The 11,886-nt window shown below is 38.3% G+C and carries 11 protein-coding genes; 1 reads left to right on the forward strand and 10 read right to left on the reverse strand.

The genetic code is table 11. From position 1 onward, the window contains the following. Positions 1-44 precede the first annotated feature (44 nt). The 7 genes from ACQ4QH_RS09175 to menB all read right to left on the reverse strand — a co-directional run bounded on the left by ACQ4QH_RS09175 (position 45) and on the right by menB (position 7,997). On the reverse strand, positions 45-1,280 hold the full coding sequence (locus tag ACQ4QH_RS09175) for a sensor histidine kinase (RefSeq protein WP_439818609.1): 1,236 nt from the start codon (positions 1,278-1,280) through the stop codon (positions 45-47). Next, complete coding sequence (locus ACQ4QH_RS09180) at positions 1,280-1,975, reverse strand: response regulator transcription factor (protein WP_002828107.1); 696 nt, start codon at positions 1,973-1,975, stop codon at positions 1,280-1,282. The genes ACQ4QH_RS09175 and ACQ4QH_RS09180 overlap by 1 nt, the downstream gene beginning before the upstream one ends. A 273-nt stretch (positions 1,976-2,248) precedes the next feature. Next, positions 2,249-3,601: an APC family permease gene (locus tag ACQ4QH_RS09185; protein WP_439818610.1), complete on the reverse strand. Its 1,353-nt coding sequence runs from the start codon at positions 3,599-3,601 to the stop codon at positions 2,249-2,251. Between the two features lie 197 nt (positions 3,602-3,798). Further along, positions 3,799-4,479, reverse strand: a complete 681-nt coding sequence (locus ACQ4QH_RS09190; RefSeq protein ID WP_439818611.1) for a YjjG family noncanonical pyrimidine nucleotidase — start codon at positions 4,477-4,479, stop codon at positions 3,799-3,801. Positions 4,480-4,811: 332 nt separating this feature from the next. Next, on the reverse strand, positions 4,812-5,336 hold the full coding sequence (locus ACQ4QH_RS09195; RefSeq protein ID WP_439818612.1) for a GNAT family N-acetyltransferase: 525 nt from the start codon (positions 5,334-5,336) through the stop codon (positions 4,812-4,814). Between the two features lie 298 nt (positions 5,337-5,634). Then, the gene (locus ACQ4QH_RS09200; RefSeq protein WP_439818613.1) at positions 5,635-7,086 is read right to left on the reverse strand and encodes an o-succinylbenzoate--CoA ligase; all 1,452 of its coding nucleotides are present in this window, start codon (positions 7,084-7,086) and stop codon (positions 5,635-5,637) included. 92 nt (positions 7,087-7,178) lie between these two features. Further along, complete coding sequence (menB, locus tag ACQ4QH_RS09205) at positions 7,179-7,997, reverse strand: 1,4-dihydroxy-2-naphthoyl-CoA synthase (protein ID WP_439818614.1); 819 nt, start codon at positions 7,995-7,997, stop codon at positions 7,179-7,181. Between the two features lie 137 nt (positions 7,998-8,134). Here menB and ACQ4QH_RS09210 point away from each other — a divergent pair, with 137 nt between their 5' ends. Continuing rightward, on the forward strand, positions 8,135-8,509 hold the full coding sequence (locus tag ACQ4QH_RS09210) for a PaaI family thioesterase (protein ID WP_439818615.1): 375 nt from the start codon (positions 8,135-8,137) through the stop codon (positions 8,507-8,509). Positions 8,510-8,619: 110 nt separating this feature from the next. On the opposite strand, the gene ACQ4QH_RS09215 is transcribed toward ACQ4QH_RS09210, so the two are convergent. The 3 genes from ACQ4QH_RS09215 to ACQ4QH_RS09225 form a co-directional block, all read right to left on the reverse strand. Further along, entirely contained in the window at positions 8,620-8,937 is a 318-nt protein-coding gene (locus tag ACQ4QH_RS09215; protein WP_439818616.1) for a YdbC family protein, read from the reverse strand. A 24-nt stretch (positions 8,938-8,961) separates the two neighbouring features. Next, the gene (locus ACQ4QH_RS09220) at positions 8,962-9,951 is read right to left on the reverse strand and encodes an asparaginase (protein WP_439818617.1); all 990 of its coding nucleotides are present in this window, start codon (positions 9,949-9,951) and stop codon (positions 8,962-8,964) included. 105 nt (positions 9,952-10,056) lie between these two features. Beyond that, complete coding sequence (locus ACQ4QH_RS09225; RefSeq protein WP_439818618.1) at positions 10,057-11,466, reverse strand: APC family permease; 1,410 nt, start codon at positions 11,464-11,466, stop codon at positions 10,057-10,059. Between the last annotated feature and the right edge of the window lie 420 nt (positions 11,467-11,886).

The raw sequence follows: 11,886 nt of genomic DNA on the forward strand, positions 1-11,886 counted from the left end.
AACAACTTTTGTCTTGCTCTCCTTTTTTGACCATTAACCAAATTTTAGGATGCACCTTTTTGATTCTTAGGAATTAAAATCTTAAAAATTGTCCCATGTGGTTTGTTATCCAAGATTTCAATCGTCCCACGATGCCCTTGAACGACCCATTTTGCAATCGACAATCCTAATCCATGACCACCCGTGGAACGAGAACGTGCCTTATCAATTCTATAGAAACGATCAAACAAATGCTTCTTATCTTCTTCCGAAACACCCTTACCAGTATCAGCAACTGTAATTTTAATACCACTACTTGTTGATGCTGCGGTAATCGTGACACTTGCCCCTTCACCTGCATATTTTTGCGCATTATCTGTAAGAATAACTAATAGTTGACGTAATCGCTGCGCATCTCCAATAATCGGTAATGATTTTGGTACATCAACCTTTAGCGTTTGATTCTTTTCATTGGCATTGTATTCATAAATATCACCAACCTCACGCACCGTCTCTGCTAAGTCCATTTCCTCAAATTCAAACATTGGAATATCCGCATCGGCCTGTGATAATGTCAATAAATCACCAGTCAAGTGATTTAAATGTCTGACTTCAGTCAACGCATTAGCAACACTCTCAACCTGATCCATAACAGTGTCGTTCGGATGCTCTAACATCCGTTCCAAATTATTTTGAATAACCGTCATCGGCGTTTTAAATTCATGAGCTGCATCAGCGACGAAAGTTCGCTGCTGGTTCCATGATCGAATAATTGGCCGCATATTAGCTCTAGTCAATGCCATTCCCATCAACAGAAGGGCCAACTCAGACAATACATAGATCCAGAATAAACGTGTCTGATATGACTCAACTAATTCATGTTCTGCTGTGACATCAACATATGCTAGTTCGTCGCCATGTCGATTAAAGAAATACCAACTACCTCGATATTCACGTAAATAAACGCGATTTGCTTTTGGCAAGTTCAATGTGTTTTTAAACGAATCAACATAGTCCGTGATTTGTGCCGTTTCAGTTTGGACAACTGGACGATCAAAACGATTTGCTTGAACATTAAAAGCACCGTCTACACGTGTTTCTGCATTGCCATACATCACCGTTCGAAACTGACTAATTGAAAAACTACCAATCAATAAGAACACTAATGTAAAACCAACAACCATTAAAATTGTCATTTTAACCTGTTGTGACAACGAAGCGCGGATTCTTTGTAGCCACTTTGGTAGTTTTAAATTTTTAAAACGATAATGTCGTTTTTCTGCTGATTTAACTTTAGCCATTAGTCCTCAGTCGTCGCGTTTAGTGTGTACCCCACATTACGCAATGTTTTGATATTAACTTGCGCCTCCGCTTGACGTAAGTTTTTTCTCAAGTTTGACATGTACACTTCAACAACCGTTAATGATGTATCAGAATCAAATCCCCAGAGACGATCAAAAATCTGATCCTTCGTCACAATTTGTCCGACGTGTTGTACAAGGTAAACTAATAAACCAAATTCACGTCCCTGCAAGCTAACCTCTGTATCATCAACTAGTACCTTGTGTTGATCCACATAAATTTGTACATTACCAACCTCTAAAGCACCATCCTGTCCCAGCACACCTGTATGACGTAATAGCGTCTTCAACCGTGCCAAAAGTTCTTCTTTATAAAATGGCTTTGTAATGTATTCATCAGCCCCTAAATCAAATCCTTGCATTTTGTCAGCTATTTCACCCTTGGCTGTCAGCATAAGGATTGGCAAATTTGGAAACTGTTCTTTTGCCTTCTTCAAAATAGTAAATCCATCTTGCCCAGGTAACATAACATCCAAAACGACCGCATCATATACACCTGATTCAATTTCAAACCAACCTTCATCCCCGTCATGGACTTGAACGACTTCACCTAATTCAGAAATTGTTTCTTTTACTGTATCATTCAATGCATAGTCATCCTCGACAACTAATAATTTAATCGTATTTTCTGCCATAATATTACCGTCCCTCTTGCACTTGTGTTAGTTTTGTTATTTTTAATATAGACGCTGAACCTTAAAAACTGCCTATCCTTAGCTTACTCATACCTTAAATATTTAAGGTTTCTACTTAATATTATAGGGTACTTTGATCAACAAAAGAAGAAATAGCACATAAATAACTATATATTAAAAGAGTTATCGATCTACCAATTCGATGAAACTGGTAAATCGATAACTCTTAACTGTGTACCAAAAGATTGCATACTTGCTATAATAATACTTTCGTTATTTTTTACCAGCAAAGTAACTGATCAAGCCAATAATAATCCAAATACCCAAAATAACATATTCATATGGCCAAACTAATGACACCCCTGTTCCAGGAATAAGCGTTGCCACCGCAATCAGAATAGCAATCACACCGCCCAATATAGGCAGCCATAAATGTTTATTACGGAAACCACCCTTTAGTTCAGGGTACTTTCGACGAATAGCCCACAAGTTAAAGGCATTGATTCCCCATGCTAGGGCAGTCAAGAAACCACCAATATCTAAGAAGTAAGTTAATGCACCCTTACCCAACCAACCAAGTGATAACACCAATACGAGAGTCATCACAATGGCACGGCTTGGTGTACCATATTTTGGATGTACTTTTGCAAAATATTGTGGCAATATTTTTTGTTCAGCTAGTGAATAAATCAAGCGTGGCGCTGCTGAGAACAACGCTAAGAAACTCGTTCCTAATCCTAAGAAAGAAATAATAAACGCTGCTGTTCCTAACAACGGGAAACCTTCCGCCTTAAAAGCATCAATTGTTCCCATTTCCATTTTTGCTGTACTTTGCCATGGATGAATCCAAGCCGATGCTAACAATACTAGTAAATAATAGGCTGCCGCAATCATAATGGCAATCACAACAATTCGCCCAATTTTTCGAGCTGGTGTTTTGACCTCTTCAGCCATAACACCAATTGACTCCCAACCCGTCAAGAACGTCATGGCCGGCAAGATAAATCTAAATATCTCAGGTGTCTTTGATTGTCCGTCATAGAATGCGGGCCAAAAATTGCTAGGTTTACCATGACTAAAGCCAACAACAACCAACACAACCCCAATTATAACCAGCAAGATGAATAATACAATTTGTACATTACTTGTAAGACTAGCACCACGGTAATTAATCGCAAAAATAAATAATGTAATCAATACACCCAATGCTAATTCCGTATAATGGACCTTCATACCAGCAAATGAATAAGCCGGTCCAGTAGCAATTTGAGGAATAATCTGCGAAAGTAACATGCTGGATGCAGTCACATAAAATGCCAAAGCACTTAAATATGAACCCAGCAATGCCCACCCGGCAAACATACCACCTTTTTCTCCAAATGCTTCATATCCGTAAACAACTTCACCACCGGCTTTCGGATAAACCGTAGATAATTCAGCAAATGATAGTGAAACTAAAATCGCGAGTACTGATGCCGCCAATAAACCAAAAATTTCTCCACCAGCGCCATACTGATGAAAAAACTGACTATTCGTGTAAATCCAACTACTACCAATTACACCACCGGAACCCAAAGAAATAATTCCTAATGTGCTAATACTTGGCTTAAGCCCATTCTGTGCCATAAGTAACCCTACCTTTCCCAAAACCACCTGAAACACCATATCCAAGAAGCGAATGTTTTTACCCTAATTTGCCTACTATTAGAGAATCGCTTAGTGACATATAATAATCCCTATTTACCACAATAAAATACATTTATTAAGACTTATTTTAACAAAAAATCCCAGTGATGGGACTCACTTTAGAAAAAACAAATTATTTATAATAAAATTTGTTTAATTTGATCATAACTATTTGCCGTATACGTTGGCTGATAGTCAAATGTATTATTCGTTTCATTGGGATTGTACCAAATGCTTCGCAGACCCACACGATTTGCTCCCAAAATATCTGACTGTAAACGATCACCAATCATAAATGTATTTTCACGTGTTAATTGGTGATACTTTTTAAAAATTGGTGAAAAGAATTCTACGCTTGGTTTAGAAAAGCCAATATCTTCAGAAATAAAATAATCATCAAAATATTTTAGTAAACCAGAACCTTCTAGACGATCAAATTGTGTTTTTTTAACCCCATTGGTACCAACAAATAATGTGAAATCATTTTGCTTCAAACTATCTAACAAAGATGCTGCACCAGGTAATGTATAAAAATTATGATTTAACATTTCACGATACTCGGCCTCTAATTTCACACCATTAGCATCAATGTCAAAAAGAGCTAATGTTTTTGAAAAACGAGTGTCCAGCAATGGCTGCCGTGGTGCGCCACTTTCAATTTGCTGCCAGACTTTCTGATTAATTGTTTGATAAGTCGAAAAGCCTTGATGAATATCAGCAACACCATTTGTTTTTAAAATTTGTCTCACCCCTTCAACTTCACCTTTTTGAAAATCTAATAAGGTATCATCGAGGTCAAAAATAATATACTTTGACATGCTAGCTCCTTTACATTGAAAAATTTATTTTTTTAAATATCTTTGTTCCTTATCATAAATAAAGTGCCCCAAAAATGAAAGTTATTTCATAATTTATTAGAAAAACACAAAAGAAGTTGGGACATGAGGAAATGTTCCAACTCCTTTTTCTAAAAATATCTTAATTAAAAGCATTTCAGTTTGATAGCATAAACGCGTTCCAAAAGTCTGAAGCCTCAATGTAACGCAATTTACGCCATTCCTGTCCTTCGCTCTGCTTCGGCCAAAAATGACGCAAATCACGTTACACACCGGCTTCAAAACAACTTTTGTCTCGCTCTCTTTCAACTAATTTATTGTGCTCGACGGATAACTGCATCAATTGACAATGTCTGCATGGCCTGCAAGTATTCCGTTGCAGAAACATCTTTAGTCGTTGCCAATAGATGGAAAACGCCACCAGAATTTTCAGAAAGCAATTGCTTATCCTGGAAGCCATTACGCATGTAAAATGCATAGCGCTTAACACGTTGTTCTTCATTTTCTGCTTGTTGGCCAGTTTCTTCAGCCTCCAAGATTAACCCTTCTGGATAACGTTCCTTCAAAATAGCTAAGGCACGACTACCATATCCCTTGCTTTGAATTGCTGAATCCATAGCGAAATATAGTACAAAAGCCTTCGCTACTCCTATTTCACACAAATACAAGACACCAATTACTTGGCCTTCATCAGTAATTACTTGCATTCTTGTGCCACTCTGTTGCTCAGACATCGCAACTAAATCCGCAATCGGACGTTGCTCATATTCCGGAAAAGCCTCAAGATAAATACGTTCCCAGTCTGCTTCAGTCTTTGGCGTAACATCAATGATTTCCATTTTTAACACCTCATTCTATCAACATAAATTATAAACTCCTCACGATTATAACATGAATCCGCATTTATAAAAAAAAGCATCAAGTTCGTCACTTGATGCTTCCGATTATGCTGTTAAATTACAATCCGCATAATCTTTTTAGTAGTCGCCTACTAAACTATACAGAACGTATCGCCCTTGTTTCCTTCTACAAGGGCGATACGTTTTGTTGATTGTGTATATCTGTCAAAACGTATCACCCCCTTTCCTAGATTAACAACCATTATAGTCGCTCATCTAAAAAATTCAAGGTAAATGCTTATTTTACTTCTGATGCTTCCGCAATCAAATGAGGCAATTTATGTCGTTGCACTTTACCGCTCGCTGTCCGTGGTAATTCTGATGCATTATAAAAGTGTGCAGGCACCTTATAATGTGCTAACATTTCTCGACCAAAATTGCGTAACTCTTGTCGAGATAACGACTTGCCAGCCGCAAACGTAACAAAAGCGACTGGTACAGCACCCCATTTTTCATCAGGTACACCGACCACTGCAATTTGCTTTATTGCATCCAGTTTCGCATAAACTGATTCAATTTCATCAGGAAAAACATTTTCACCACCTGATGAAATCATATCTCCTTCACGACCATCAATATATAAGAAACCTTCGTCATCTAACCAGCCCATGTCACCCGTATCAAACCAATCATTTTCGAATGTATTAGCATATTTCTCCGGTTGATTTAAATAGCCAACCGCTAATGTTGGCGATTTAATTTGGATACGGCCATGACTATTTTCATCTTGATGCGCAATACGAACTGAAACAGGAAACAGTGGCTTACCAGCTGACCCAATTTTCCGTTGCGCATTTGCCGCATCCAAGGCAATCACTTGTGATGCTGTTTCTGTCATACCATATGATTGCACGACTTCGATACCTGCTGTTGTTGCTCGTTGTAAAGTTGTTAAGTCAGTTGGCCCACCACCCAACAACATCGTACGAAAGTTTTTGTGATAACGAGTTCCTGCTGGCAAATCCCTCAGTAGTTGTGTCAACATCATCGGCACAACTGAAATCGTTGTCACTTCTCCACTTAATAAGATTTTGTTAATGGCATGAACATCAAATTTTTCAAACAGACGCACACCCATGCCATAAATAAGTGATCTCATCATAATCGACAAACCACTAATATGAAAAATGGGAACAACTGCCAGCCAAACATCCTCAGTCATAATGCCCAAATTTAACGCTGAACCAACAGCTGAATAAAAATGGTTACCAAAGGTTTGCATGACGCCTTTAGGATTACCAGTCGTTCCTGATGTATACATAATTGATGTTACTTTATCTAAATCAAATTCAGCAACTGGTTCAATTAGTTCAGCAGCTGGTATTGCCAATACTTCGGCAAAAGAAATTTGCTTATTAACTGATAACGTTAAGTGAAAATCATTATCTTGCACAATAACTTGAACACCCGCATCTTGTAATTGAAAATCAATTTCTCGTGCAGATAAACGACGATTGATCAAGACAATTGTTTTACCTAATTGTTGTACGGCTAAAATCATCAAATAGCCTTGTAGTTGATTTGAAGTAATCACCGCAATCCGTTCTTCATTTTGAGCAATCTGCGCCAATTGTGTCGCAATCTGCTGCACCTGGTCGTTCATCTGCGCAAAGGTCAACTTTATTTCCTGATACTGAACAGCCAGGCGATCAGGTGATAATTGTGCACGTTTTGTTAGCCAATTTTCCATGAATATTCCTTCTATGATATTTTTAAAGCAAAAATCGAATAAAAAACCCGATAGCTGACATTGACCTGTCGCTTACCGAGTCTTCATTATTTTTATGGGAACTTTGGATACTTGGTAAAATCTGGTTGACGCTTTTCAAGGAAGGCGTTCTTACCTTCTTTTCCTTCATCCGTTGTGTAATACAACATTGTGGCATCCCCAGCAAATTGTTGCAAACCAGCTAAACCATCTGTATCAGCATTCATCGCAGCTTTAATAAAGCGCAAAGCAGTTGGTGACTTTTGTAGAATAATGTTGGCCCACTCTAACGTTGCATCTTCAACCTCAGCCAATGGTACGACACGGTTGATCCAATTCATATCGTAAGCTTCTTGTGCTGTGTAGAACTTATTCAAGAACCAAACTTCCTTCGCACGCTTATGTCCAATAACACGAGCTAAGTAACCTGAACCGTATCCTGCATCAAATGAACCAACCTTTGGTCCAGTTTGACCAAACATGGCATTATCAGCCGCAATCGTCAAATCACAAACTAGTTGCAAAATGTTACCACCACCGACTGACCAACCTTTAACCATCGCAATAATTGGCTTTGGAATGATACGCATCAAGTGTTGCAAATCCAAAACGTTCAAACGTGCAATGTGATCATGGCCAACATAACCACCATTACCACGTACTGATTGATCACCACCAGAAGAAAAGGCCTTATCCCCTTCTCCAGTTAAAATAATCACACCAATTGAAGCATCATCACGTGCAATTGAAAAAGCATCAATCATTTCTTGCACCATATCAGGTGTAAACGCATTATGATGACGTGGATTATTCATCGTAATCTTAGCAATTGCATCAGCACGCTCAAAGAAAATTTCTGAGTATTCTTTAATTGTTGACCATTCTACTGTCATATTTATTTTGCCACTTCCTATTTTTTATATCTGTACAATAAACACTACTAGTGCATTATAATCTTTTCTATTATTTTTTCCAAATTAATATTAAAATGAGGATTAATCCGATACTACTTTGAAAATGAGGGACGACCATGGATGCATTACAATTTTTAAACGTTGAAAACAAGCTCGTAACTGCTGAAAAAACAATCATTCAACTACCAATCACCGACCAAATCAAGCAACCCTATGGTATCGTGCATGGTGGTATTAATGCTTTTCTTGCTGAAACAGCAGCTAGTCTAGGCGCTAATGCTAGCTTAACAAATCCCGACCAAATTCCTGTCGGTGTTGATATTCATACACATCATTTAAATGCTGCAACGACTGGTACATTACTTGCGATTGCGACACCCATTAAGTTAGGTCATCGCATTCAGACGTGGACGGTAGATACCATTATTGCAGAAACTAAGCAACAAACCTCGACATCAACTGTAACTATTATGATAACCACGAAACATTAATTTTCGCTTCAAGATCAATTTGTTTAAAACTTTGAGCAAAAAATAACCCAATGGTTAAATTCACTTTAACCATTGGGTTATATCTCAAATTTAATGTTCGCTTGGGGAGCTTACATCTCGTCTAAACGTCCCCATTTAGGTTGCTCATTCGTTTGTGAATCAGTATCTACAGCATCATCTGTGACATCTGTTACAGGTGCGTGTTCTGCTGCTAATACATTCGTTAATACATCATACAATGCAACCACCTCATCATGAGATAAGGTTAACCCTTTGCCCATCTTACTATTGTCCGGTGACCAAGAGCGTAAGTCGAATTTAGGTTTATTTTCACCCCATTGCACAAAGTTTAATTGCAATTCCCAACCACTTTTACTAGTTGATAATGTGCCAAATTTTTCTAAAATATCATATGATAATTTTGCCATTTGTGCCTCCTCTTTAACTGCACATTAGACGAATCCAATATCATGAGCAGTTTGCGTCTGAATCATATCTGTGATTTTTTGCGGGTCGCGTGTTTGATCTAATACCCACATCAACTTTGCTACGACTGCCTCAGTATTCATATCACCAACTGTAACACCACCAGCATCCGCAACTCGTTTACCGACTTCATACAAATTAATGTCTTGACCTTCTTCTAAAATTTGTGTCGTGATAATAACTGGAATATCTGCAGCAATAAGTTTCTCGATGCCCGGAATCAAATTACGTCGTTGGAACGGTAAACCACCATTACCAAAACTCTCAATAATGACACCATGCGTATGCGCAACTAAATAATCAAATATATCTACTGAAAGTCCTGGGAAGGCCTTCAAAACGAAAATATTTGGATCCAAAGACGTGTGTGACTTTAATAATGGCTCTTCTGGCTCTGGTTCGTATAATGACACCATTTCTCCAGCGTTCACACTTGCCAAATAAGGATAGTTAATACTCTCAAACGCATCATAACTCTTTGTCTTGGTCTTAACAGCGCGCGTACCCATCATGACCAAACCGTTAAATACAAGATATACCCCCGTCAAATGCGTTTTACTAGCAAACGTAACGGCATCATCCAAGTTTCTAATAGCATCTGACTGCATTTCACCTAATGGAATTTGCGATCCAGTCAAGGCAACTGGTTTTTTAATACCATATAGCAAATATGACAGTGCCGCTGCGGTATAACCCATTGTATCTGTACCATGTGTCACAATAAAACCATCAAATTCGTCCTGATTTTCTAATATGCGTCCGGCGATGATCAACCAATCTTCAGGTTGCATATTGGTTGAGTCTTTTCCCATGATGTTTTCAACAGACATCATCACATCATCACGTGGTACAACATAGGTCATCAATTCATCAGCTGTCATTCCTGGCGCTAAACCTTGAGCAGTTTTTGTTGACGCAATGGTTCCTCCTGTAGTTAAAACCAATAATTTTTTCATCGGCTTTTCTCCCATCAATTTAAACGACTAGTATCTAATTATTATCGCACACTTATATTAGCGAAAATACTACCAATCATAAAAATAATACTATCCTAATTTTACTTAACTATGATGACTACCGTAACAAAGATAAACAATAACTCCAATTCCTATCCATCCCACTGTTAAATAAATAGCTGCTGTATTTAGCGAGCATAGTAAAAAGAAAGCAGCCAATGCAGCTAATATTGGTAGTACTGGGTACCATGGCATTTTATAACCACTATGATCAATATCAGTCCGTTTACGCAGTTTCAAAACTGCCAAGCCGGCTACAATGAAGGCGATCAACGTACCTGCAGACACCAAATTTGCCAACATGCTAATTGGAAAAATGCCTCCTAGAATAATCGCAATTGCTGTAATAATCCCAGTCGCTACCTTGGGTAGTCCCGCTTTGTCCAATTGTGCAAATTGACGTGGCATCAGTCCGTCGCGACCAAACGAATACATCAATCGTGAACCGCCAATCAATAAAGCAACTAGCCCAGAAAACATCCCCACTAATGCGACAACTGACAATAAATTAGCTGTCAATAAATGCCCCGATTCACGTAACGCCCATGCTGCTGGCTCAGCGTTACCAGCAAATTTTTCATATGGATACATTCCCGTTAAAATTGCTGCGACGCCCACAAATAAAGCTGTTGCAATGACTAATGTACCAACGATTGCTTGCGGCATTGTTTTCTGTGGATTTTTCACCTCTGCAGAATTGGCTGCAATCGTATCAAAACCGATGTATGAAAAGAAGATTTGCGTTGCCCCAGCAACAATCCCAGTAATACCACCAAAATGAGTACCTGTTTGATGATGAGGAATAAATGGCAGCCAATTATTCACTTGGACTGCTGTAGCACCTACCACAATAAAAATAATAATGACGGCAATTTTCCCAATGACAAGCCAGTTTTCAATTCGAGCAATATTTCTCAACCCTCGGGAAGCTAGAATACCGACCACTAAAATTGCCATGGCACCAAAGCAATCAAATCCCGTCCCTTTTGTTAAATTGAACGATGCTTGAAAAAATTTGGGTAATTCAAAGCCAAAACTTGCTAAAAAGCCTTGGAAATATGAGGACCATGCCGATGAAACCAGCGCCAAAGCAATCAAATATTCTGCTAAAATTGCCCATCCTGCAATCCAACCAATAAATTCACCAAAAATAACATTTGCCCAGGAATAAATTGAACCAGCAAATGGCATAGCCGATGCCAACTCTGAATAAGCTAAAGCGGATAATCCGGCAATTAATGCTGCAATAACAAAAGAAATCACGACTGCTGGGCCTGCGTATTCGGATGCCACGATTCCTGGCATAGTAAAGACACCAGCACCCACTACCGTACCAATCCCCATTGCAATCACTTCTCTTTTTCCTAATACTGGCTGTAGTTTGCCGTCTTTATCGGCATAACTACTCGGATTTTCACGTCGAATCATTTTTTGCCATAATTTCAATTGTGACATAATTAAACCTCTAATTTCTTGCGTACGATATCGCAAATTTTTGAAACACCTTTTAAATATCTCAAATAACGACTATTTCAATATATAATAGCTAGTTATGATTAGCCTCGTTGACTTTTTATTATTATTTAATTAATAAATTAGTCACTCATATCGATGAGATTTTAAATTTTCTCTTGTCATCCTAGCATAATGATGATATTCTTCTAATTATTAATTAATGCACGGAGGAAATCGTTATGTTAGCTTACAAAGTAAAAAACTTAATCTTAGCAGATCATCTAACGACCACCACCTCAACCACCTTTTTGGCTGGTTGGGATATTTAACGTGCTGTTAATAACTATTGATTATTAGCAAACCGTCCAATCAGCTCGACACCCGCTTTGCGGTGCAAGTTGATTGGACGGTTTTTTGTAT

This window comes from Weissella paramesenteroides (assembly GCF_051903945.1).
Taxonomy (GTDB): Bacteria; Bacillota; Bacilli; order Lactobacillales; family Lactobacillaceae; genus Weissella; species Weissella paramesenteroides_A.

Excerpts from the sequence above, each read along its gene's own strand:
- ACQ4QH_RS09215 (WP_439818616.1), bottom strand. The coding sequence starts at position 8,937 with ATGGCAAAATTATCATATGATATTTTAGAAAAATTTGGCACATTATCA.
- menB (WP_439818614.1), bottom strand. The coding sequence starts at position 7,997 with ATGACAGTAGAATGGTCAACAATTAAAGAATACTCAGAAATTTTCTTT.
- ACQ4QH_RS09180 (WP_002828107.1), bottom strand. The coding sequence starts at position 1,975 with ATGGCAGAAAATACGATTAAATTATTAGTTGTCGAGGATGACTATGCA.
- ACQ4QH_RS09225 (WP_439818618.1), bottom strand. The coding sequence starts at position 11,466 with ATGTCACAATTGAAATTATGGCAAAAAATGATTCGACGTGAAAATCCG.
- ACQ4QH_RS09210 (WP_439818615.1), top strand. The coding sequence starts at position 8,135 with ATGGATGCATTACAATTTTTAAACGTTGAAAACAAGCTCGTAACTGCT.
- ACQ4QH_RS09190 (WP_439818611.1), bottom strand. The coding sequence starts at position 4,479 with ATGTCAAAGTATATTATTTTTGACCTCGATGATACCTTATTAGATTTT.
- ACQ4QH_RS09175 (WP_439818609.1), bottom strand. The coding sequence starts at position 1,280 with ATGGCTAAAGTTAAATCAGCAGAAAAACGACATTATCGTTTTAAAAAT.
- ACQ4QH_RS09185 (WP_439818610.1), bottom strand. The coding sequence starts at position 3,601 with ATGGCACAGAATGGGCTTAAGCCAAGTATTAGCACATTAGGAATTATT.
- ACQ4QH_RS09220 (WP_439818617.1), bottom strand. The coding sequence starts at position 9,951 with ATGAAAAAATTATTGGTTTTAACTACAGGAGGAACCATTGCGTCAACA.
- ACQ4QH_RS09200 (WP_439818613.1), bottom strand. The coding sequence starts at position 7,086 with ATGGAAAATTGGCTAACAAAACGTGCACAATTATCACCTGATCGCCTG.
- ACQ4QH_RS09195 (WP_439818612.1), bottom strand. The coding sequence starts at position 5,336 with ATGGAAATCATTGATGTTACGCCAAAGACTGAAGCAGACTGGGAACGT.